The organism is Pseudoalteromonas sp. SR45-6, assembly GCF_014163545.1.
Classification (GTDB): domain Bacteria; phylum Pseudomonadota; class Gammaproteobacteria; order Enterobacterales; family Alteromonadaceae; genus Pseudoalteromonas; species Pseudoalteromonas rhizosphaerae.
This window is the reverse complement of record NZ_JACJDM010000003.1, coordinates 32,502-57,359: the sequence shown is the minus strand read 5'-3', so window position 1 is coordinate 57,359 and position 24,858 is coordinate 32,502. Positions and strand designations below refer to the sequence as shown.

The 24,858-nt window shown below is 39.4% G+C and carries 12 protein-coding genes; all 12 read right to left on the bottom strand.

The features are described 5' to 3' along the window. Positions 1–2: 2 nt before the first annotated feature. A complete protein-coding gene (locus H5158_RS02290; RefSeq protein ID WP_145237352.1) occupies positions 3–494 on the bottom strand; it encodes a polymer-forming cytoskeletal protein in 492 nt (163 codons plus the stop codon). Further along, on the bottom strand, positions 484–1,641 hold the full coding sequence (locus tag H5158_RS02285) for a M23 family metallopeptidase (protein ID WP_182717061.1): 1,158 nt from the start codon (positions 1,639–1,641) through the stop codon (positions 484–486). Before H5158_RS02285 ends, H5158_RS02290 begins: the two co-directional genes overlap by 11 nt. A gap of 142 nt (positions 1,642–1,783) precedes the next feature. Further along, entirely contained in the window at positions 1,784–3,097 is a 1,314-nt protein-coding gene (gene fahA / locus H5158_RS02280; RefSeq protein WP_182717062.1) for a fumarylacetoacetase, read from the bottom strand. 153 nt (positions 3,098–3,250) lie between these two features. Continuing rightward, entirely contained in the window at positions 3,251–4,297 is a 1,047-nt protein-coding gene (gene hppD, locus H5158_RS02275) for a 4-hydroxyphenylpyruvate dioxygenase (RefSeq protein ID WP_182739377.1), read from the bottom strand. Between the two features lie 624 nt (positions 4,298–4,921). After that, on the bottom strand, positions 4,922–6,352 hold the full coding sequence (locus H5158_RS02270; RefSeq protein ID WP_149980828.1) for a peptide MFS transporter: 1,431 nt from the start codon (positions 6,350–6,352) through the stop codon (positions 4,922–4,924). Positions 6,353–6,769: 417 nt separating this feature from the next. After that, positions 6,770–7,984 carry a hemolysin-type calcium-binding protein gene (locus H5158_RS02265; RefSeq protein WP_182717063.1) on the bottom strand — a complete coding sequence of 405 codons (1,215 nt, stop codon included), beginning with the start codon at positions 7,982–7,984 and terminating at the stop codon, positions 6,770–6,772. A gap of 313 nt (positions 7,985–8,297) precedes the next feature. Then, positions 8,298–12,410 carry a poly-gamma-glutamate synthase PgsB gene (locus H5158_RS02260; RefSeq protein WP_182739376.1) on the bottom strand — a complete coding sequence of 1,371 codons (4,113 nt, stop codon included), beginning with the start codon at positions 12,408–12,410 and terminating at the stop codon, positions 8,298–8,300. A gap of 1 nt (position 12,411) precedes the next feature. Continuing rightward, on the bottom strand, positions 12,412–16,659 hold the full coding sequence (locus H5158_RS02255) for an autotransporter outer membrane beta-barrel domain-containing protein (RefSeq protein ID WP_220491208.1): 4,248 nt from the start codon (positions 16,657–16,659) through the stop codon (positions 12,412–12,414). Between the two features lie 77 nt (positions 16,660–16,736). Then, positions 16,737–17,507 (bottom strand): hypothetical protein, encoded by a 771-nt coding sequence (locus tag H5158_RS02250; protein WP_182717066.1) that lies wholly within the window; start codon positions 17,505–17,507, stop codon positions 16,737–16,739. Beyond that, entirely contained in the window at positions 17,491–19,764 is a 2,274-nt protein-coding gene (locus H5158_RS02245) for a hypothetical protein (RefSeq protein WP_182739374.1), read from the bottom strand. The genes H5158_RS02250 and H5158_RS02245 overlap by 17 nt, the downstream gene beginning before the upstream one ends. Continuing rightward, a complete protein-coding gene (locus H5158_RS02240) occupies positions 19,751–22,867 on the bottom strand; it encodes a poly-gamma-glutamate biosynthesis protein PgsC/CapC (RefSeq protein ID WP_182739373.1) in 3,117 nt (1,038 codons plus the stop codon). The genes H5158_RS02245 and H5158_RS02240 overlap by 14 nt, the downstream gene beginning before the upstream one ends. Next, positions 22,860–24,851, bottom strand: coding sequence for a hypothetical protein (locus tag H5158_RS02235; RefSeq protein WP_145237321.1), 1,992 nt, complete (start codon positions 24,849–24,851; stop codon positions 22,860–22,862). Before H5158_RS02235 ends, H5158_RS02240 begins: the two co-directional genes overlap by 8 nt. Positions 24,852–24,858 lie beyond the last annotated feature (7 nt).

The window sequence follows — 24,858 nt, the reverse complement described above, 5'->3', positions numbered from 1 at the left end:
GATTATTTTTTCTCTGCGGCTTGTTTGTTGAAAAACGACAAGTCATTATCACCTTCACTGAGCGCAGATGTAAGCTCCGGCTTTGATTCTGCGTTATTGGTAATTAATTCAACCGTTTCAGCTTCATGGCGTTGTTTTAAGTTACCTTCAATAATTGCACCAGCATCAATACTTAAAGTATCTTGATAAACATCCCCGTGCACTTGCGCTGAACGTTCAATAACTACTTTGCTGGCGTTGAGCGAGCCGATTACTTTACCTTTTACAATCACGCTTTCAGCGACCACTGAGCCTTCAACACAACCGGTATTACCAATAACTAAATGGTTAACACGAACATCACCATCTATGCGACCATCAAGCTGTACTTCACCTTGACTCACTAAGCTGCCCGTTAAGCGAACATCTTCAGAAATGATCGAAGGAGTGTGGCTAGTTCTTTTTAGTTGAGAATTTGCAGAACTACTTACTGTTGATTTTTTTTTACCGAACACGAGAAAGCGCCTTTGTTATTTTGACTGGATTGACATGTTTGTCGTTAAGTAATACTTCATAGTGTAGGTGAGTGCCAGTACTTCTGCCAGTGCTGCCCATTAATCCGATAACATCATTTTTGGTTACCGTTTGGCCTTTTTTAACGTTGATTTTATTTAAGTGACCAAACCGAGTTACAAAGCCGTTTTTATGTTGCAGTTCGATAAAATTACCATAACCACCGTTGCGTCCTGCGCGTAATACAGTGCCATCAGCGGGGGCGAATATTTCGGTTTTATGCCAACCTGCTAAATCAACACCTTTATGATAAGCATGACGGTTATTCACTGGATCTTTACGCAGGCCAAAACTACTCGAAATATAGTAATTTGCTGCAGGCAGAGTTTGCGGTAACTCACTGAGTAAATTTTCAAGCTTATTCAACGCCAATAGTTTATCTGCGATGACTAAAAATTCAGCTGGGATCTTTGATTCATCAAATAAATCCAGCGGACCACCTTGCGCAGTTTCTGTCATATCACCATCTAGACGACGCGCCAAGGCGGTATCAAGTCCTGCACCTTTGAGCATCGCTAAAATATCGTGCTGGCGGCGTTCTATTTGTTGCTCTATTTGTAAAAAGCTGTGTTGGTATTGGCTATCGAGTAGTGCAAAACGTTGCTCGATATTAACAGAGTCAGAGAGTGAAAGAGTGTGTGCGCTGTTAGGGTTTTCATCAACTAATGGTTCGTGGAACTCTTCTTGTTGTTCGCCGAGTTCACCTTCTGGCGGCGCTGCTGGCAGTGTGGGATTACTCATCGACTCAGGTAAAGAATCGATCATGCTCTGCAATAAAGCATGCTTTTGCTCTAGCACCGCAAGCTGGGCTAACTGTTTATCGTATTGTGCTTGTTGTTCTTTACTTTGTTGCTGCCACTGTTGTTGTTTTGATAATTGGCTTTGTTCGATATCGGAAATCTTGTTGGTTTGAGAGTATATTCGCAGGGTCGAAACAGCCAACCAAATTAAAGCAATTAAAATAATAGCTACGGCTGATATTTGTAACCAAGGTGCTAATATCACATGTTTAACCTCACCATTTTGGCGGATCAACAGCTGTCTAGCTGGGAATAATTTGTGATAAAAAGACTTAATAAATGCTGACATGGCTTATAAACACTGGCTATTAACCGAATTAAGATAGCAATCTGAGCTGAAAAAGCCAGTAAAAAATTGTAATTAATCTTAAAAAAGGAGGCGTTGGTCGCCTCCTTATAATAAATACATTTAATAAATGTTTACAACTTAGTTACTTAGCAGGAAGAACCGTTCCTTCTACGCAGCCAAAACCGATACGAGCAAAACCGGCTTTTTCACACCAACCACGCATAATAACGTTGTCGCCATCTTCTAAAAAGCTGCGTTGTTCACCGTTATTAAGGGTGATTTTTTCTTTACCACCACGAGACAGTTCAAGTAATGAACCGGCTTCTTCATGAGTCGGACCTGATTGCGTACCTGAGCCCAGCATATCACCTGGCATAAAGTTACAACCATTTACTGTGTGATGAGTCACCATTTGTGCCACTGTCCAGTATGAATGTTTGAAACTTGATTTAGATACTAATGAAGGTGCAGCACCTTGTTCACGCATTTTAGCGGTCTCAATTTGTACGTCCATTTTTATATCAAAGGCGCCAAGCTCACGGTTTTGGCTTGATTCTAAATAATCTAATGGTTGTGGGTCATTTTCATCACGAGTCCATGATGTTCTATAAGGTGCTAATGCTTCGGTGGTTACAATCCACGGTGATACAGTTGAAGCAAAGTTTTTCGCAAGGAATGGACCTAATGGTTGGTATTCCCATGCCTGTAAGTCACGTGCTGACCAGTCATTGAATACACAAAAACCAAATACATGGTTTTCAGCGTTTTCGATAGCAATGGCATCACCTAATTCATTACCTTTACCTAAATAAATGCCTAGCTCTAACTCATAATCTAAACGTTTACACGGACCAAGCGATGGTACTTCAGCGTCTGGCGCCTTAGTTTGACCATTTGGGCGATGAAAGGTTTGACCTGACACATCAATTGATGAAGAACGGCCATGGTAACCAATGGGGACCCATTTATAGTTAGGCAGTAACGGGTTGTCAGGACGGAATAAGCTACCGACTGCTGTTGCATGATAGATAGATGTGTAAAAGTCAGTGTAATCGCCAATACGACATGGCAATGCAAACTCAATGTCTGCTTGGGCAATTAATGCGTCGCTTAACTTAGCTTGTTCAGCGGCGCCTTCGCGTAATGCTTTAGATAATGCTAAACGTAGCGCTGACCAATATTGCTGACCAAGACCCATAAATTCATTTAATGTTGCTTGGCTTGCTGCTGCTATGGCTGTTTGTGCATCGCCTGAGAAAATAGCTAACTCGTTTACTTTGGCAAGGTCGATAACTTGGTCGCCAATGGCAACGGCACCACGAAAAGCTTCGTCAGAGTTCTTACGACGTACTTCTGCAAATGGTAGGTTTTGAATTGGGAAGTCACAATTTGCAACGTTCGCTGAGGCAACCCAGCTAGTTAAATTTATATCATGGGTTTCGTTAATTAAACTCATTACATTTCCTTTGGTTTAGTCAGTCGCGCTTTACAGTGGATATGGTGATGAATAGCGCGATTTAAACAGTGAAATTCAGATTGTCATTTATAATATTGATGAAACGACAAAAAGCAGCGAAGTACGCTGCTTTTTAAATTTACAATACGGTGCTTATAAAACGCCGCGGCGCTCTTGGTCGCGCTCGATTGATTCAAACAGTGCTTGGAAGTTACCTTCACCAAAACCGCCGTCATCAACACGTTGGATCATCTCGATAAAGATTGGGCCAAATAAGTTTTTCGAGAAAATTTGCAACAAGTAGCAATTTTCACTTTGGCTATCGACTAAGATCTGATGTTCACGGATCTTTTCTTTATCTTCTGCAACCCAAGGTACACGATCGAAAATTGTATCGTAGTACTCAGGAATAATATCAAGCGTGGCAATGGTTGATTTATCAAGCTTATCTAGTGAGCTTACTAGGTCATCTGTTAAGAATGCTAAATGCTGCACGCCTGGGCCATTGTATTCACCAAGGTATTCATCGATTTGGTTGTTATCGTTGCCTTTACCTTCATTGATTGGAATCGAGAAGGTGCCGCACGGTGATTTAAGTGCATAAGAGATCAAGGCTGTTTTTTGGCCTTTGATATCAAAGTAACGAACTTCAGTAAAACCAAATACGTTTTTATAAAAGTTAGCCCATGTTTCCATAGTGCCTTTATAAACGTTATTAGTTAAATGGTCGATGCGGATAAAGCCTTTATCATCAACAATGTTTTGTTCGCTTAAGTCTTCAAAGTCTTGCTCATAGATTGAACCTTTATCACCAAATTGCTCAATAAAATAAATTAAGCTGTCACCAATACCGTAAATTGCCGGGTATGGTAGGTCTTTATGAGTTGAATCAGTCGCTGGTTTTGCACCACGTGCTACTGCGGTGTCAAATGCCTGTTGAGCATTCTCTACACGCCAACCCATAGAACAAATTGCAGGACCATGACTTTTTGCAAATTCTGCAGAGAAACCATCACGTTCATTATTTAGTAAAAAGTGAATATCGTTTTGGTTGTAATAAACAATGTCTTTACCTTTAAATGTTTTGAGCTTTGAAAAACCAAAATCGGTAAATACTTTATCCATATAATCTGCATCAGGTGTAGCGTATTCAGTAAACTCGATACCTACCAAACCTAAAGGGTTAGTTACTTCACTCATTATAATTCTCCCGCAATAAACACTGCGTCTTGTTGTGTCTGATGCGCAGATAATTAACCATAATTGGCAGCAGGGGAAGAGCCGATAGCTATTTAGGCAAACGGCTCTTTGTAAATTAAATGGGACGATCATTTTAAAATGCATAAGCATTAATGCTTGGTTTTGAGATTTGTATTGAAAGGTCTTGTATTAAGTAACTTAAACTTTCGTTAACTTATTGATAAATAGAATTAATTTATTCTTATTTAAGGGGGTAAATAATCAAATAAAGGAACTATTCACCCCTTATTAAATATACGTGGTGTAATAAATTGTTTACGCTAGAGCCGTATTTGTTAAAAAACTAACTCTTCTGCGCTAAGCTAAGGTCACTAGTAATGGCTGGGGCATTTTGCTAGCAGTGCTACAGCGTTTCGTTGAACGTGCGTGGTGGCCTATCAGATGTGTTTAATGAAGCTGTTGAAAAGTAATTTATAATCTTTTGTTACGCGCTTTGAAGTCAGCCTTATTAATATCGTAACTTAAATCGACGTTTGGTTGGCAGGAATTAATCATGGTGATATAAATAGAGCAACAAAAATCCCCACAAGCGTCATAGCTTGTGGGGAGATAATAAACACAGAGTTACGGTTTTTCAGCAACTACTTCAAGCTCTTCAGCTAAAATGTGTTCTTGTGTTTGTGGCTCGTGTTGACCTTCAGCACCGTGCATCCACTTAACAAGCTTATCGCTTAGTAAGTACATGATCACAGCAGAGAGAACAGCAGTGGCACCTAAACCAATAAAAATGCCTAATGCGTTATCAAGCGCTTCTTCGCCTTCACCTAAGAATGAACCAACGAAACCTGCAATCTTATTTGCAACCGCAGTACATAGGAACCAAATACCCATTAGCATTGATGCTAAACGCAGTGGTGCTAGTTTACTCACCATTGATAAGCCGATAGGTGATAAACATAATTCACCCAGAGTATGGAATAAGTAAAATAACACTAACCACATCATGCTGATCTGTAATGGCTCACCGTGACCTTGAGTCATAAGTGCTAAAATCATAGTGATGAAACCAAGCGCTAAAAATATCAACGCAATGGCAAACTTAACGGGTGAATTAGGTTCACGTTTATCAAGTTTTAGCCAAACGATGGCAACGATAGGAGCACAAATGATAATGAAAATAGAGTTTAATGATTGAAACCAAGAGGCTGGAATTTCAAAGTTGAACAACATACGGTCTGTGTAATCATTTGCGAATAAATTCATCAAGCCACCGGCTTGCTCAAAACCCATCCAAAATATAATACTAAATACACTCATAGTGAAAATAACTTTGATACGGTCAGTTTCTACTTTAGTTAGCGGCTCTTTGGTATCTGAAGTTGATTGTGATTGCGCTAATTTAGCTGCAGGAACAACACCAATATCACCTAAGTATTTATTACTTAAAACCACTTGCATCGCCACAGATACAAGCATACCAACACCTGCTACAATGAAGCCATATTGCCAACCCATAGATGCAGCTGCGAAACCCGCAACAAGTGGACCAAGCGCACCACCTAAGTTGATACCCATATAGAAGATTGTGAAGGCGCCATCACGACGTTGATCACCCTCTTTATACAAGTCGCCAACCATAGTTGAGATGTTAGGTTTAAATAAACCGTTACCCATACATAATAAAGCAAGACCGATATAAAATACGTTTTCTTGTTGGCCGGCTAACATATCGTGGGGGATACCCATAGTAAAATGGCCAGCAGCCATTAGTAGACCGCCGATGATAATAGCTTTTCGTTGACCAAGTACGTTATCAGCTAACCAACCACCAAATAATGGAGTGATATAAACCGCCATTGTGAACGTACCATAAAGGCTTAGTGCGTCTGCATTACTCCAACCAAAACCACCGTCTTGGACAATAGCAACAAGATAAAGTACTAAAATGGCACGCATGCCGTAATAACCAAATCGCTCCCACATTTCTGTGCCGAACAACAGAAATAATCCTTTAGGATGCCCTAAAAAATCACCTGCTTTAGGTAATGAACTCATATTTACTTCCTAACTCAACGTTAATTATTGCGGCCTTATATTTTTTGCTTTGGTCGTTCATGTGCTTTCAACACAAATAGAACGGGTGGCCATGAATATTATTTTTAATGCAGCTAAGGTAATGGTTTGCTCACTAAGATTGCTTAGTGGGTAAGAGTCACACCCTTATCCTAGCTACAATTGCGCCTAAGTATACATACACGGGCAGTGCAGGGGAAGTGCTTGCGATAGTTAGATTACTGATGGCTTTAAAGCGTCAGCGTAAGGCACTAAGGGGCTTTGCGGTAATAAGCGTAATGAAATGACACTTGCTCATTTTTTGTATAGCGGGTAAATAAGGTGGCATTGTGTAACAAATACTAAAGGCCGAGTAATAAATTACTCGGCCTTTAAATAAAGACTTATTAACAGTGTAAATTAGTTACAGTAGTTACTATCAACAAACGTTAAATCATTAACATGTGAAGGGCCATCCATAATGAATGTTGCCGCCGCAGTATTTTGATCTAATCGGTAAATTTTAGCGTTCTCACCTTTTACACGTCCTGAAACATAAATTGTGCCATCTGCAGCAATTGCGATACCAGATGCTTGATCAACACCATGCTCACCAATTAAAGACAACTCCATTGAACCTTGGTCAATAGTATAAAGTGCTTTACCGGTAAGAACGTAAAGAACATTATTATCAGCTGAATAAGCAATATCACCATCAGCGAACGAATCACCAGGGAAAGTTAATTTACCAAGTACTGTTTTATCACCTGTAGCTAGGTCAAAATCGTACATGTATGTTTTGCTTGTGGTACGTAATGTTGTGCCATCAGCGTTCATTGCAGAGCGGTAAATCGGGTACGAAGTTGCAGATGTAACCAATGCCTGCTCATTCGTAGCAAGGTCAAGTGATAAAATTTGCGAGATTTTAGTCGAGCTATCTAATTGCTCCATGAAATATAAAACACCATTATGTGATGCAATATTTGATGCCGTGTTACTTAAACCCGTTACTTTAGAGTATGTGTTTGTGTCAGTATTGAAAAAGTAAACAAATCCTTCTTCATTCGTACCGAAGTTATTAATACCGTATAAGCCAGATGCACATTGGCTAGTTACTTTAACATCATCAATAAACGCACCTAATGAATCAGATTTACCTGCGCCGATAAATTTAAGTTCGGTTGCTGCTGAACTTGCTTTTACAGTGTACGTAAACTTTTGCCAGTCTTTGGTGGTTGAATTTAACGTATCGAGTAACTCACCATCCCAATATACTTCTGCTTTATTAGTATTTGCATCACCACTTACACGTGCTGAATAATAAAAGCTTACTTCATAGTTATGATCAACATCAGTATTCAATGTTTGCGAAACGCTATAATTAGCTGTCGAATCTAACTCTAAATACTGGCTGCCATCTTGAGGTTTGATAAGGCCAAGCTTATTGGTTTGGATTTCAAACTTAGCATTGTTTGAACGTTGCCAACCTGAGACTTGATTTAATAATCCCCATGTTCCAGAAATTGTTGCAGTGTTTTCAAAAGAACCATTTGCTACTAGGTTCGTTGATGCTGCTGCAAAGCCTGAAGCGATCAATAAAGGTAATGTTGCAAGCTTAAACAATGAGTTTTTCATAGTACTTTTCCTACCAAGTAATTCATTTTGTTTTTGTTAACATTTTCATTAACAATTCATGGTACTATTTTGCTATAAATATTGGGTTCGGTCAAATGTTGAACATGAGCGTTTTCGCAATAATTCACTGCTTTATTTGTCTTTTTTAAATAATTCATTTGCAAACAGTGACTTGCTGAATGTAATTACTTTGAAAATATTTTACTTATTTTATAACTAAAATTTTAGCTGAAAATTAAGTTAATACATTTGTTTAGGTCGGTATGCCTTAATTAGTAATTAAGGCTTTGTAGGTTTTTACGGTATGATTAACTTAGCTATTATCTTTATTTGAAAATGTTAACCAGCCGGGCTTTTGATTGCGATTTAGCTTTCCTAAGACCGTAATAGCTTTTTCAAGAGTAATACGCTGGGTTGCGATATCTTTATAAACTTGGTTGGCAATTTTTTTGCGTTTAACAGCAGCCCCAGCATCTAAAAATGATTCAGCCACTTGTCTGGCAAATCTTTTTAATGGGCCTTGTTGCTGGCTGTCGGTTTTATTGTCTAGCTGTTGCTGATGTTTATTCAAACGTTCATTAATATGCACAAGCTCTGCTTGGCTGTATTCATTTTGCGCATGATGCATTTTTTTTATCTCTAATAACGCACTGCTTAAATAAGCATGCTCAAGCTGACTAAATGTACTGATCAGTGATAAGCGCGTTAAGGTTTTTTTAAACTGTTCAGCTGAGCAATTGTTATCTAAAAGCATACTTATGCTATCGTAAATCTTTTGCCATTGTTGCCAGCCATAAACATAGCCTAAGCCAGCTCCTTTAATGTTTTGCATACCAATGATGACTTGGTGACAGTGAGGCCTCGCAAGTGCCGTTAGCATGATCGTTAATTGATCGGGGGTGACCTTGGAGTTAGTAATTAATATGCATTTACTTTTGACTAATTCCAATAATATTGTTTGTAAATTATGTTGATTCTTTTTTAAATCACTCAACAAAGGCCGCATCTGTTGATAGCTTAAATAGTGATTAAAAACATCTTGCAAACTTATCCGCTGCTGTTCACTTAATGTTTGTGCCTGTCCATTGAGCCAATCAGTAAATTGCTCTGCATTATTCAAGGCGGTAAATTCTTTTGCCTGGTAGCTACCTTCAAGTGCTTTATTCATTATTTCGGCAACTGTATCTGCTTCTTTAATGCAGTGTAGCTGAGAGCACAACAATTCTAATTCCTGTAAATCATTATTACTAATTATTCGTTCAAAGCGCTCAGCAAAAGCGTGCAAGTAATAGCTATAAAAGCCATCAACATTGGTACCAATGACAACCATTTTATCAAACGGTAAATCTTCGACGAGCATCTGGGCAAACACTTTTGAACGTGCTACACGGTCATTTCGGTTGTTAATCAAGGCGATGGTTTGTTTACTTGGATCCTTGCTTAGGCCAAATAAATCTAAGCGTCGCCAGTTCTCTATGGTCGCTAAGCGTTCATTGGCTGACATACTATTAACGAATGACATGCTAAAATGTGTAAAAGGTACAGGGCTAAAGTGTTGTAAAACACCAATGTCAGGTACTATACGCTGTGCTGTTTCTTTAAATACAAAGTCTTTTTCCAGGCCAATGTAGGCTGCCATCTTACATACTAAAGCAATATTATCCGGGTGCTCTTCATATGGGTAAAGTGCTCTAATGTCGGGTGTGATTTGATAACCATCGCCCCAATGTGCCTGAATTAAGGTACTGCTTTTTTGTGTAGCGTCTTTATCTAAAATAGGGAACATGGTTTGTTCGCTAGTAAAAACCTGACTTTTGGGGGCGATAAAGTTTGCCATTTCTTTAGCCACATCAATACCTGTTGGTCCTAATATATCTTCATGATCAGGATAGGCATTGGTAATAGTTGAAAAGTTATCTTGCATCCACTGCCTGAGTATTTTGACGTAGCGAGGTGTTAAGCCCATGCACTCCCATAAAAAGACATCTGCTTTGACATTTTTAGCAAAATGTAAAACATCACTTTGTTCCCAAATACTGGCTTTATCAAATGGGCGGAATAAAGGCACTTCAAATTGTTCACCATTGGAGCGAGCATAAATAAGGGTTGCTTCGCAGCCCGTTGTTTTCGTTATTACTTTTAACGCAAGACTGCTGAACAGCGCGGCTTTTAAGCGTTCAGTGCCAGATTTACCTCGGGTGCCCCAACCACCAATACAGACTGGAATTGCTTGACGGTCGGTTTTTATACGTCGGCTTATGCGAATATGACGTCCCCAAAAATAAACCATAAAACCAACTACAAAAAAGATAAGCTGACCAATACTGTTTTGATAGATTGAGTAAAGATACTCTTTAAAATTCAGCCAAATATTTACCAGTAGTGGAGAAAAACTTAGCTTATTATAAAGCTTACTAATATTTGGCTCTACATCAAACGTACAACCGAGTTGTTCACCATAGGCTTTAAATTCAAAACTAAAACCATGCTTATTGAGTGCTGTCAGGTAATTGTTTTGCTCTATTTCGTTACCTTTACGTTGCGTATCTAAACTATCAATATTAATACTTAGCCAAATATAACTGCTAATTCGCTGAAATAATGACTTTGGCGGGGTAATTAATAAAATACCATCTGGCGTATAGGTCTTTGCTGGCTGTTTTAAATTGTCTTGGCTCAGTACCGAGAGTAAGAAATCAGGTAACGGTAAATGTGGCCGCGCTGAGTATTCATCAGTATCAAATAACGGTTCGCCAGGAACATTGGTAGTGCTTATCTCCGCTACAGAGCAACTAGGCACATGCATAAAGGCAGATGGTTTTCGGGCTTTGCTATGATTAAAGCTTTGGCGTTTGTCTGTGCTTGGGTTGCGCCATTCATGTATAAAACGCCACAACCTAAACGCATAACGATAACCACTGCGGATCTGCCATGTTAATTTATTTTTACTAACATTGTAGCCTTCGCTTTGCTGAGCTTTACGACTGAGTAAGCGACCAAGTAACTCTTCATCTAATTCTTTATCGAGCTGAGATAGGGTTGCAGAGTTTGGTAATACTTGCTCTAACTCAGCCATTAAATTTTGATGCTCAAATGCAACTAATTGCTCTCTGGTACGGCTGATAAAACGGCGAATAGCCAGCACCGGCTCGCTCTGCAATCGTTCATTTAAACAATTGATATAAGTTGTGAAAACGCTATTTGGTTGGTTTGTCTCTAATTGTTGATTGAGCATCATACGAGCAGTGAGCTCTAACGTTAAACGTTTAATGGCAAAGCTTTCATTACCACTTAATAGTTGCCACCAGAGTTTGAATGCAAAGTTGTCGGTATCTATACGAGGGCTACTTAGTTGTTTAACTAACGTAAAGCGCACGGCATCAACGGTTTCTATTTTTAATCGTTCGGTTAATAAATTTTGTAAAAAACTGACAGAAAAATTACCAGCTTGCTCTATAACACTTTGCCTTACTCGTGGATAACTGTGTTCGGCTAACTGCATTAACAGGTTTTCACATAAGTGGCTCAATGTGTTCTGGCTGGTTAAAATTTTTGGTAACGCAGCTAAAATAAATAACCGTTCTTCAGCATTAAGTTGGCACTGATCAGTTTGTTGGATCAGCTGCTGCATAAATGCACGAATGTAGGTTGGCCGTTGATGGATCAAAATTTCTAATATATCCAAACGGGCTAAATGCGGTGTATTCACCTCTTCTAATGCTAATACTAAGGTTTCAATTAAATTTGCACTTAGCTCTGGATCGCCATCATAGTTATGCATCAGTTGTACTTGATTCGCTAAGGCACGGTATAGCGCATTTCTTACATGTTCATTATCGGTCTTGGTTAATAATTGTAAAAAGAAGCTCTCTAAGTCCAGAGTTTGCCACGCTTTTGCTATATCGTTTGAAGATTTTTTTAAATAGCGATTACTTAAGTCGCCAAGCTTTCCAATTAAAAATTTAAGAGTTTGTTCAATATCAGCGACTATATCTTGGTAACGGTTGATCACAGCACCTTCGTCAAACCAACGATTAAAGGCAAGTTTATCTTGGCGTAATTGTTCAGACGTGGCGCCTAGTTGCTGAGCGTAATCTAAAATATGGAATTCACGTTCGGCGCTGATTTCTGCATGACTGAGTCTTTCAATAAAAAGCAGATAACCGGCATCCAACTTTTGTAAACTTTGCTGTTTATGTTCTACGCGATGACGTAGAAAAGCAATTGCTTGGCGCAATAGCCAAATATCCTGATCTTCGCCATCGGGCATATTTTGCAGCAATTCCCACTGCGCTAGTTCATCAACAAGTTGACGGTATTTTTGGCGATAAAGGTCCAGCCAAAAATTAGCAATATCAGCAAACAATAGATGTTCTAAGCGATCTTTTAATTCGCTAGAGGGAGTAACTTTCTTGGTGTTTGCCATATTAATTCTGCTCTAAAAAGTGATTGAGTTGCAGTGACTCAAAAATAATTTCGTCGTGAGAGAAAACACCAAAACCGGTGTCAGCTATATTGCCAGTCGAAAACTCGAGACTGATGTTATGGTCATTTCTAAACCAATCTTGGTCCCAACGTACTTTGATCCACCCTTGTGAAAAGTTACCTAATGGCAGCTGTTTTCGCCAACCTACACTGGTGATGTATTGCCATGTGCTATTAGGGCGATGTTTATCAGCAAACTTATAGTAACTGGTTAATCCGGCTTGGAAGATTTGCCCTTGATAATATTGATGCCAAGATGCGCCAAAACGCAAAATATCTAGGCTTGTCCAATCGGCATTGGACGTGCTGCCGGCGAGAAAATTAAAGTAACTATCAACCCACGGTTGATAGCGATATTGATATTCGCCTCGCCAACCATGCGGGTGATCTTCGCGATAAAAATTATAAATGTCTGAATTGAGTTTAGGATCAAATAAAAAGTCTTCAATATTAGCACTGCTGTAGCTGTAGAATGGACTTATTTGCCATTGATGACGATGACTTTCATCAATGCGCCAGATCTGACCAATCTGCACATAGGTATTAAATGCATATTGGCTGTCAGTGTCTGCTTGACTTGGTTGCCATGTGGTTTGCAAGGCGCTGTCGACGTACCAAGGACTGTCATGATCTTGCCAAGAATGATAGCCATCAATCGAAAATAGTTCGCTATCTTGTTCGCTCAAAGAGTAAGTAAGATCAAGACGATACCAATTCTCATCGTCACTTAATCGAAACCTAGCGCCAACATCCATACTATGACGAATAGGGACGTTTTCGCTAGATTCAAAAATACCTCGGCGGTCATAATTAATAAATGCTTGCCAGCTTAAGTCGTCTGGATGAAACTGTGCGACCTCAGTTTGCAGGGCACGCTGAGCAACGGGCAGTTGGTAAATTACGGTGTTTGCGAAGCTGTTTTGCTCGGCTTCAAAATTAGATATTTTATGATTGCTTTCACTCAATTGCCAAGTATATAAGCGAACGTGCTTGATGCTGTCGGTGCTGACTTCTATTTTACCTGCTGGGTGGAAAAAGCTGCGTTCAAGGCGTTGTTCAAATTCACCAACAATACTGCTTGGGAGCATTTGCTCGAGCTTAACTAAGCGATCGGCTGGTAATTGTGCGATTAAATGCCGCTCTGGCAGAACAGTGTAAAATAACAAGTTATTGCTAAGCGGTAAGTCATACCAGCGACCATTACGGTACTCTTGTGCGCTGATTGTCATCATTTGTGATAAATAAGGATTAAGCCATTGCAACGAGAGCACATTATCGGTTAGCTCAGTTTTATTAAAACCAAATGCAGTTGGTTTATCAGGTTGTATTGACCAAACTTTTTCCGATGTGGCTAATTTTATTGCAACGTTCGCGACATTCCCTTGGGATAAGTCAGCCGCTGCAGATAACTCTGCGACCGAAAAATGAAAGTTTAAACGAATTTGTTCTGAGCGGGTTTGGCTCAAGTCAATATGTAAATCATGATGTGGGCGTAAGACTAATCCTTGCGTAAAACCGCCTTGGCTACTGGTACGCAGTAATTGGTCGCTATAGCTACTCTCATCTTGAGAATCCACAGCAATGAGTTGCGTGCCAGCAAAGTCAGTATAGTCTTGTAGAGGAACCCACTGGCCATAACTTTGTATACGTGAAAATAACTGCGCGAGTTGTGGAGGTAAGCTCAGGGCATTTACTTTCGCTAAAACTTGCGTGTACTCATTGGTGGTTAGCGTTTTATCCGCTAACTTAAATAAGGTATTATTCAATAACGTCTGCATGTTGATATCGGTGTCATATAGCAACGCCATAAATGGTGTTTGCCAAAAATAGCGGGTTGCCATATTTTGATAATTATACGTCGTCGTCAATGGCTGCGAGAGTATTTTATAGGAAATAAATGTTTGTTGATCACTATATAAGCGAACTGACTCACCAGCTTGTAATGTGATCAACGCGTCACTGGAGATCGACAGCGGTTGAGCATCATTGCGTAATAGGGTTTGCGAGTTAATATCAGAAAAAATTGGCAGTACAGTGTGTTGCGCTGATTTTGATGATTGCGATGTCTGTTGTGCAAACAACCAGCTCATTTTATATTGACCATTTTGAACACTGGTACTGCGCGCTCTTAGGGCAATTGTGAGTGGTTGGCTTTGCGCTTTGAATGTTACCGCTTGGCTTTTATTAACCACCAGTGCTTGTATTAACCCCGTTGGGCTGGCAAGCGTTTGCGTGCCTGGGTAATCAAGTTCGTAGCTGGGCTGTTGAATATCTGCTTCGCTGTAATCGCGCCAATTTAATTTTGCAAAGCTTGTTTGCAATGCCGCTTGATTAGGTAAGTCATGACTTAACCACAATGCGAGTAAGTTTTTTTGTTGTTTGATTGCAAGCGCAATCAAAATGTTCCTACATGGCGCTAATAAATCTAAAGCATTGGCACATAAACCTTGCAGTTTATAGTCTTGCTCTAATGTTTGATATTGTTGTATCAACTGATTGCCAGCATAGGATTTGATAGCCACTTCTTGGCTGCTTTTGTAGAGCCCTTCAAGGTAGCTTTTGGCTAAAGCGTCGCGCCCTTGCGCCATCAAAATAGTGAGACGCAATTGCCACGCTTTAATTGCAATATCTGTATTGGGCACGTTGACTAATTTTTTAATTAATTGCAGTGCCTGAAGTGGATGCTCTGCCATTAAATACTCAGCTTCACCGAGTTGATGTTGCCAATGCATAGTATCAGTGGAAGTTATTGCCGCAGTTTTTGTTTTCAGTGGTTTATAAGGGAGCAGTGCGGCAGTAAACTCATCACCGATTTGGCTAATTTGCTGGGCCAATAAGTTATGAATAAGATTACTTTTTTCTTTTAGCGTACCTGCTTGTGCATAGAGCAATTCATTATTTGGTAAATCTAGTAATTGATCACTTTGCATTACGTATTCAATTGGTTGGCGCTGTTGCTGAAGATTCTGAATGCTTAATTGAGTTGTTGTTAAAGGCACGTTTAACTCAAAAGCGGCAAAATTTTCGCTTTTTAGCAAGGTTAAATGCCATTTTAAGTTACCACTGCGAACTAACAATTGGCTATCGACACTGCTGCGCGCATGCAGTGTTATCGTCGTTCTCACGCGCTGTTTATTGTTTAGAGAAAATTGATGCTGTTGCTGGCCTAATTGATGTATTTGCGCATAGTGCTCTGATAGTACAGGGTAGCCAGTATCATCAACCATCCGCAGTCCGCTAAAGCTATCAAACTGCTTAAATTGACTATTAAAGTACGCTTTATCCTGCGACTTCGGAACAAGAAAATCGCGAGATGAAATTGTGCTAAGTAAATCTTGATAACGACGTTGCGAAAGTAATTCACCACTTTGATAAGGTGAATTGTTTAGCTGTGATAAGTCGTGTTGAGAGTAGATAGCACGCAGCGTGTTGTCTAAATTATTAACCCAATATGGTTGAAACAAACGTTCTTGTTGCTTATCCATTGCTTGATCATCAAAAATTGCTCTGTGATTTTGCTCAAGTTTAATATAAGCGTCTGTTTCACTACGTATAGTTAGGTATTCACCTTTATCTATTGCTAAGTAATCGGTATTGGCCAAACCAATGTGTTGGTCACTATACTCGCTGGCGCGACTGGCAATAACACCGAGCACACTGATCGGTTGCTCATTTACATAGGTATAGACTTTGCCGTTAATATCTTTATTTAGTAAATCTTTGCGCACAGTTAGTTTTAATTTTTTAGCGTGTTGAAAGTACAGTTTTACTTTTTCGCCCGCTTTAAAGTGATAATAATGCTCAATATTTTGACCATATTGTAAACGAGTTACCGCTCGTGGTAGCTTTACGGCGCGTCGGAAGCTATCACGGTGACGGTTTGTTTCACCGACCATTGCCGTTAAGGTTACACCTTCATCAAGGTGATTGGTGATTTTTAAAATGCGGTTATATGATGCAATCGGTAACTGACACTTGGCTTGTTCACAGATAAAATCGCGACTCACATTGAGTCTCTGCTGGGCAAGGTGACTGGTCCCCGAGCTGTAAATAAACGAATTAAATGTTGTACTATCCAGCTCCAGCCATTGACCTTTTGCCAGCCAAAGATAACGACTTTGTTTAGCTTCAAAATACATCGCTTGCTGAGATTTATCTAAATGCACGTTAGGTGTCACATTTAGCCACATAGGCGAACTCAAAATATTGTCATTACTGGCTAAGCCGTGTGGGCTCAAAGTAAGCAATAGGCTGAAAATAATAGCAGTTATAGCGTAATGCATATTTTAAATTGACTCATCAAAGTAGGCTGTTGAACAAGTTTCGCGCGTAATATATCACTTAATTCAATATGGAAAAATTCGCCATTGCTTGGCAGAATTTTATTTAAAATATTTTTTGTGCCGCCAAGCTCTGTAACTTCTAACGGATATACATAACTGGCAAGTTGTAATTTGTCAGTTAAACACTGGCTTATTTGCTGTAATTTAGCTGTAGCTGGCTTGGCACCATGACTGATTATTACATCACTATTGCGTGCTTTTTTAGTGTGTCGTTTTTTTGGATCAAAGCCGTGTATCTGATAAATAACGAACTGATCGACTGTGTTGGCGTAGCTTTGAATAAACGCATTGGTAACACTGTAGTGGTATTTACCTAGATCACTTTTTTGTCCATCAGCTGCAAGTGTATTGCGATGTATGGTATTGGCTAAGAAAACCTGGCATTCAGTAAATAGAGCCATCGCAATAGGGTAGCTGTGTTTGTCAAAATAGCGGTGCGGAGCATAGGCAATACACTGACTGCCACTCGACTGGTATTTTATTTCTCCTGCTATAACGTGTTCATCTTTCGTTACTAAAGTTAACGCTGATGTTAGTTCGTTGCCTTGCGCCAAGTTTGTTTGCGTGCTCAGCCATTGCGCTAGTTGGGCTTTTGTAACCGCATAGGCACCATTTTGTGATGACGAACTAGCGTAACTTGCGCTAGTTAATAACAGTAATATTATCGCAAGTAAGCGTTTAGCTTGCATCATCATTCCACCACCTTATTTTTACTTCTTCGTTAGCGTACTCTTCTAATACTGCGATCCAGACGGTTTTATTGCTTGTAATGGTTAAACTGTTGAGCGCACGAACATCAGCATTGAGCTGTTGAGTAATTGCCGGGTAAGCAAATAGTTGACTGTCTTTTGGATGGATCAAAAAGGCATCACTTAAGCGGCTCGGCTGAAGTCCATAGCGCTTGTTTGCAATACTATAATCATGGGTTAAGCCACTTTGGTATTTAGCACGTTGAGCAATATCGATGATAATGCTCTGCTCAGCATAATGGCTGTACGCTTTTAATACCACACTGTACGGGCGTTGCGTTGGATATGCTAATTTTAGTGGCGTATTTGCCGTAAGTTTATACAACCGTTGTTTAAGCCACGGGCGTTGTCCTTGCCAGTTTTGATAAATTTGTTGGGCATTTTTTTCAATACTTGCCAGTTGTTCAAAGTCAGTGTCTACTAAATTTACTTCTCTGGCTGTTTTGTTGTTTAGTTGATAAACCACACTGCCTGGATCTGTACTTGGCGCATTAGTCGCCGCTTGCAGCAGATGCTTATTTTGCAATGGTGCAAAGTTATAAGGGCTGGGCTCAGTAACTGGGGTAAAATATTTTGTTGGGCTATTGACCAATGCGACATTAGAGATCGGTAATTGTTTAAACAGCTCTCTTGATTGATAGAAACTGTCTTTAATTAGGATCTCTGGTGGCTCTTGGAAAACTCGGATATTGACGTAACTATCTTGTTCAGTAAAGTCGTAATGGTTATCAGCTTGTTGCTCATACCAAGCGGCAATATCATGAAAGTTTGGATCTTCAATACATTTCGTATGGCATACCGTACGTTGATAGTTAAACTGGCTATTACGTGATTTGACACGTACAAGAGTCGGTTGCTCAGTTGTAATTACCAATGCCGCTGCACGTTCGTTAAGACGTAAATAAAAGCTATTTGCTTTAGGGATTTTTTCTCGTTGTGTGGAATCTAGAATAACTCGATCAAATTCAGATAATTCATCGTCATAAGAAATAGTAAAGGTATCAATTGGCTGATTATCTTGATCATAAACAATCACAGTAGCATGACCTCGACTAGATGATCTGAGATCGATGTTAATATCGCTACTTCCTTCAAGTGTGAAGCGAGCATTTAATAAGTTACTTATTTGATAGTAACCATCTTGTGCGGTCGTTAACGGTTGTAGTGAGCTAAAAGACCAATTACTTAACAGTGGCTCGGTGCTGCATATAGTTACTAAACCAATATCTAATGGCTCGGTAATAAAGCTCAGTGGCTGCGCTGTATTTGCGCGATAAAGCACAGTATGTGGTGCAATAAACTGACTTAAATCATACCAAGTTAAATTGATTTCAGCTGATTTGTCCAGACTGAAAATAAGCGAATCTGGCTGTTTTAGTTCAATGCTCGCACACAGTGTCGCATCGGTGTAATAGTCATTTAAATTAAGTTGTTGCTGCGCAAAGTCATAAGTAACAACATTGTAGGGCAGCGTTTCATATAAAATGTCGGCTTTAAAGTCGATCCCAGGAATACCTTGTGGAGCAAGTTTTAGCCATGAATAGGTAACTGCATTGTTTATTTCTGTGGTTGATAACGCATTAACCCCAATACTGTGATATGCGCTGCTTCGCTCTCTTCGCTCTAATGGTAACTTGAGCCACGCGCTGTATTTATCATCATTATCGTTATGTGTTTTAGCATGGACTCGCACTACAACTCCCATAACTTGGCTATCTTCGCTAATTAACTTTAATGATACGCTGGTAACGTTCTTTAATTGTTCTGGGCTGATATAAAAAGATTGCCCAGATGAGACCTGTAAAGCTTGCCGATTTTCAATAATTTGCTTTATTTGTTGCTCATTGTCGGGAGGTGTTAGTTTTGACGCATGGTGATAGACATGACTACTAATTACTTGTTTTTTTTCATTTAAGAATGCGTATTCAATGGCATAGTTTATCGGTTTATCTAAATCCTGTGGTTCAGAAAATATCGCATTTGATAATACTCGGATCGAGTGTGTTCTAGTGCTAGAAAACGAAAAAATCAATGGTTTTTCAGTGCTTAGCCATTGAACGTTAGAGCGTGTCTCTTCATCCGAACGGCTAGTTATAGGTTCAGCTGACTGTATCCACAGATAAAAACTAAACAGCGCAAAACTAAGCCCAGTAAGTATTAGGAGCAATATGAGTATTTTTAAGAGTCGTTTAATAAATTGCATACGATCCCTCAATCATCATAGTGTTAAAACGGTTTTGGTCAGTGAGACGGTTTGTTATCGGATTAAAAATTGCCAACAGCTTACCTTTTTGTCTGATCGCGAGGGCATACTCTTGGCGGCCTTCAAATTCAATTGTTTGTAATTCACAGTTAGCGAATGGTTTACATAGTTGTGCCAGTGCCGTCAAGCGTTGCGTGCTGGCATAACGCTCAATCGTTTTTAAAAAATGACTTTGCTGCTGTGAACTTACAGCTTGCCAATTGGCAGGCGATAATGTGGTTATATTCATTACTTTAATTGTTGGTTGCGCTGAAATCGCGAGCAAGCGTTGTAAAAGACTTTGCTGGTTAACAGAAAATTGCTGTTTAAAATCAGATGCAAGCCACAGGGTTGCTAGTTCGCTGTGGGGAGCAAATATTTGATAGCCAGATTGCGGCGACGTACCAAGCTCTAAACCTCTTGTCGCGGTTTGGCCTTGCACAACTTGGTAATCAACAGCCAAATCTTGCAAACTGTGATTAAGTGTTTGTAAAAGATGCTGGTGGGCGTTATTTGATTGCGTATATTCAAAAGCTAGGGCGGTGGGTCTGATCCATGATGGTGCACTGTGACTACGAATTTGTAAGTTTAAAATGGCATTATTTTGTGCAAACCGTAAATAGCTTTGATGAACCACATTAAATAATGAATCAACGTTATTGGGTAATAATACATTCGCTTGTGGATGCGCATAAGGATGGGCACCGGCGATCAGTAAATGCTCTGCCCGGCTATTTACAAATAGTTCAGTGGCAAACTTTAAGGTATTACTTTCAAATAATGGTCGCGGTACTTCAATATTAAGTTGGGTACTTGATGTCAGATTGATGACATAGAAACCTTGACCATAGGCTATTGCAGCCCCATCAACGAAAGGGGCGATAAGTAAAAAGCGACCTTGCGCGTTATTGAGTAATGTTAGCTGATAGCCCATTAGTCTGGCTGTGGCATTAATTTGATTTAGTTGATTGATTATATTCTCATCTACATCTTGATCCGTCAGCTTAGTTTTTAAACGGTATAGAGGGTGTAATATTTCAAATTCCCACAAGGCGGCTTGATTTGCCGTTAATGGTTTATAAGCGCCACTGCCTTTAGCGGTAATGTTGTCAGCAAATAGCTCAATCACTTCATTCAGGCTCTGCGTTGCATAGCTAATTGCGTTGTCCTCGTTATTACTTTCATCACGAGATATGTTAGCTAATAACGTAGTGTAGTTATCACTATTTAAAAACACTTCAAACAGCTGGCCATTAAAATTTGCTGCAGGTAAAGAGCTATTGGTTGCTTGACCAAAAAAAGTCTCTTGATGTCCTAATAGCTGTTGGATCAAACGTTGGCTGAGTGAGCTTGGTAACTGATTGTAAATCCAATACTGACTTGTTGCGCCGACAGGGGTTTTGATTAACAAACGATTTGTGCGATTGTTAACTTCCCGTACTTGAAATAGTTGCTCAAGCCCCAGCGCTTCAATAAATGCTAAATAATAAGGACTTTGTTTATTATTATGAGTTAATTCCGTCGTTGGTGTAGCACTGGTACCAAATACTAAGGCACGACTGTCAAAGTGTGAAAATATAAGCCCCGCAGAGTCGCTCGCTAAACTTTCTGAAGTGGGAAATGGTACCGTGACTATGAAATCTGCGCTTGGTTTTCGAGAAATAACAAATAACCCGCGTTGCGAGGTTTTTCTAGCATCGCGAATGTAAATATAACTATCATCAAATTGCAATTGAAAATCAAGTTTAGCTAAGCGCTGTTTATTCAGCAGTAAGTTTTCTATTGAATTAGGGGCTTTATTAATTTCATAAATCGCTTGTTTAAAGTTATTTTTGTCCTGACTAGCTTGATAACTGCTGATGTCTAGTTGTCCTTTATTGATCGTATAAAGGTAGCTTTTATATTCACTGATCTGTTGACCAAGAGCGCTGACTTTGTTTGTGCTTTGCAATTCTTTAATGTCAGTTGTAACAAATAAAGAAGGGATAAACATGATAATAAAGCCGATCACAATGGCTAACGCACCGCCTAGGATTGAAGTTTGAAAGGTGGCTCGGATCACTAAGCCTAGTGCGCTTTTTTGATATATTTTTAATGCTAAAAGCGTAGACAGCATATAACCAAAAGCAAAGGTATCGGTAACTTTTATTTCAGGGTAGTAGTGCACCACAAAATAATTTAAAAATAACTTATAGATAAAACCGATATTGAAGAAAAATAGCAATAATCTTGCACCTTCAATATTGGCATTACGTAACCGCGTAAAGTTTAATAGCGAAGCACCAATGATCAGTATAATGGCTGTTTCTGCAAAGGATGTGAGCAATTTAGTTGGCTGCATAAGCTGCAGCGCCAATAATGCGGGTAGCATAATGCCATTAAATTCCCAGCCATATTTAATATTGGCACGCGACGCAATAAACGCAGTGATCACCAAAATAATATAGGCTTTTGGTGCCGCTATAATTGATGCGGCAACCGCTTCATACATAATTGCTAAATTGGCGATGCTAAAGTTAGTCATTGGCATGAGTGCAAAACGAACTAATAAGAAAGTAATTAGTAGCTGAACAATGGTAACTTTCATGCCGTACTTAAAGCCACCATTCCACATCACGTTGGCAGTGAGGGCGATAATAACTAACCCCAGGGAATAAAGCTGTGATGAATAATCAAAGGTTATATCCCAACCGCTGAGCACGTTAGCAATCAATGGCCAAAACAAAGTATCCATGACTACACGCACTAAAATACTGATCAAGATAATGGCAAAAAAGCGGTCACGACCAAACATCTCGGCGTAGCCAAATTTTTGCATTACGTACTTAGCGCTAAAGAGCATTAGGCCATACACTACTACCGCTTCAATTAAGATAACGGCGGCTGAGGTTGGGCTAACAATAAGTAGTGGCACTAAATAACCAGGCACAACAAGCCCAGTAAGCGGAAAACCAAATCGTAAATTTAACAAACAAACAACAGTAATGCCTATCCATACAGTGGTGATCACCGATTGACCTAAGCCACCACCTGCTGGAAACAATTGTAAAATAAAATCACCCACTAGTTGATGGCTCCATCAAGTTTTGAGCGTAAAATTGCTGTTGTTTGCATAATGAATCACACAGTTGTTTGCTGTTGGGCATTTGCTCAATAAAAAACGCAATATCAATAAACTCAAATAAAATACCTGAAACCTGAAATGGCTCGCCAGATGCATTTTGTAGATGACTTGCATCCATTGCTCGAACATTGAGTATATAGGTATTTTCATCAAGCTTAGCTTGAAGATAAATATCGCCTTTTTGTAAGGTGATAAAGCGTAATTTACCTTTCGCGGTTTCAGTATCTAAATCAGTAACTAAGCAGAGCAAATCCAATGCTGTCATATCAAAAATAGAGAATTGATGCTGCGCAGCTAGTTTTTCTAACGATTTGTTTATTTGCACCACTTGACCAAATAAATTAAATAATACAGTCGCAGAGCGAACATTATTAAACACATGCTCTAAGGTCGTTAGCTTTTGTTCCATTTCCGCTATCGACGTTTTCACTTGCTGGCTGAGCGGTTCTTGTAATTTCAAAGTGAGTAGTTGAGATAGGGCGCTATCATTAGCATTATTTTGTGATTCAATAATTCGATAATGGAACAGTAATTCACCCACTTGTCCGGCAAAGGCATTTACATTGCGCTCAAATGCTTGTTTGTTAAATTGTGCATCAGGCATTACTGTCATTGCCCAAAAACCACGCACATCACCGGCATAGATCAATGGCACGATATATTGCAGCTCACCGTCACTTAGCTCATTAAAAAATGGGCGCAAAATTGGCACAACACCAAATTCTTTTAAAGCATCTGAATATGGCGCGCGCTTATAATCGCGGCGCATTTCTTTAATATCACTAAGGTGGCAATTGACGGCTCTTATTTCGGTTAGTCGGTGATCGCCTTCTTTACGCGCTAAAAATATCGATTTATTCAAAGCAAGTTGTTGAGTTACCAGGCGAATAATCGCATCCCAAGGCGAGCTTTGAGAAATAAATGACTTTGGTAAATAGCGCCCAGCCATTTTCTGTTGAATATTCCCAATTAGGCTAGTGAGCTCCCTGTCTTCGTTGAGTTTTCTAACCAATATTACCCACACTAGTGTAATAAAGGTAAAAATGGTCATCTGGCCAACGGGTAAAAATAAATGCTGAAACACTAAAATAAAATACCCTAAGCCAAACCAACATATACTTGTTAGCACTGCAATTACGATACTGTAACTAATTGATAATTTTTGAAAAGCGAACAGCAGTAGTAAAGAAATACTAAGCAGCAGTAGGGTGCTTTGCCATAGTGTCAGTAGCGATATGCTGCTTTGCTTATCAAGTGTATCGGCAATATAAGCAGTAAGTAATAAATAGTTTGATGTCTGGGTTAATTTAGGCGCATTAAGTTTTACCCCTAAACCAGCATTATGTTGACCGAGAATAATGATTTTGTTTTGTAACTGGCTGGCCATAATGTCCATTGTCATCAGCCGTTCAGCTGAAAACTTTGGCAGTGCAGAAGGGGCTAAAGCGAAGTTAAGCAATACACTTTTGCTACTATCAAGGTCGTTAAACAGTGCCGGCCAAATTGCCAGACATGAGCTGTCAGCCATAGCGGCTAATTCAACATTGTAGCCAGACCAATCGTTTATATGTGGTAGGCAGTAGTCATTTTTAGGGTGTGGGTAAAAAACAGTGTTTTGTGCCATGTCCGTCAAGGTTTTATTTACTGTTAGTTGTTCATTAGCAAAAACCAATACTGCTTTTGGTTGATAGCTTAATAGTTGTTGTACTAGTTCATTATGTTCGCGACTTAAATGCTCACTTTCAATGATCACAACATTGCTTTGCTGGCTTTGTGTAAGATTTGCTAAACGGCTATAGAAAAAGGCATTTGATGAATTAAACAGTGATAATGAATTTGAGATCACCACAATGATAAACAGGCAAATAGTAAGCCAAAAAGAACGCTGGCGTTTAAGTAAAAAAAACTGTTGTTTAAAAGCCACGATTAGC

Bases quoted from the DNA above. Each gene is read 5' to 3' on its own strand.
- H5158_RS02285 (WP_182717061.1), bottom strand. From the start codon at position 1,641: ATGTCAGCATTTATTAAGTCTTTTTATCACAAATTATTCCCAGCTAGA.
- fahA (WP_182717062.1), bottom strand. From the start codon at position 3,097: ATGAGTTTAATTAACGAAACCCATGATATAAATTTAACTAGCTGGGTT.
- hppD (WP_182739377.1), bottom strand. From the start codon at position 4,297: ATGAGTGAAGTAACTAACCCTTTAGGTTTGGTAGGTATCGAGTTTACT.
- H5158_RS02270 (WP_149980828.1), bottom strand. From the start codon at position 6,352: ATGAGTTCATTACCTAAAGCAGGTGATTTTTTAGGGCATCCTAAAGGA.
- H5158_RS02265 (WP_182717063.1), bottom strand. From the start codon at position 7,984: ATGAAAAACTCATTGTTTAAGCTTGCAACATTACCTTTATTGATCGCT.
- H5158_RS02260 (WP_182739376.1), bottom strand. From the start codon at position 12,410: ATGGCAAACACCAAGAAAGTTACTCCCTCTAGCGAATTAAAAGATCGC.
- H5158_RS02255 (WP_220491208.1), bottom strand. From the start codon at position 16,659: ATGTGGCTAAATGTGACACCTAACGTGCATTTAGATAAATCTCAGCAA.
- H5158_RS02250 (WP_182717066.1), bottom strand. From the start codon at position 17,507: ATGATGATGCAAGCTAAACGCTTACTTGCGATAATATTACTGTTATTA.
- H5158_RS02245 (WP_182739374.1), bottom strand. From the start codon at position 19,764: ATGCAATTTATTAAACGACTCTTAAAAATACTCATATTGCTCCTAATA.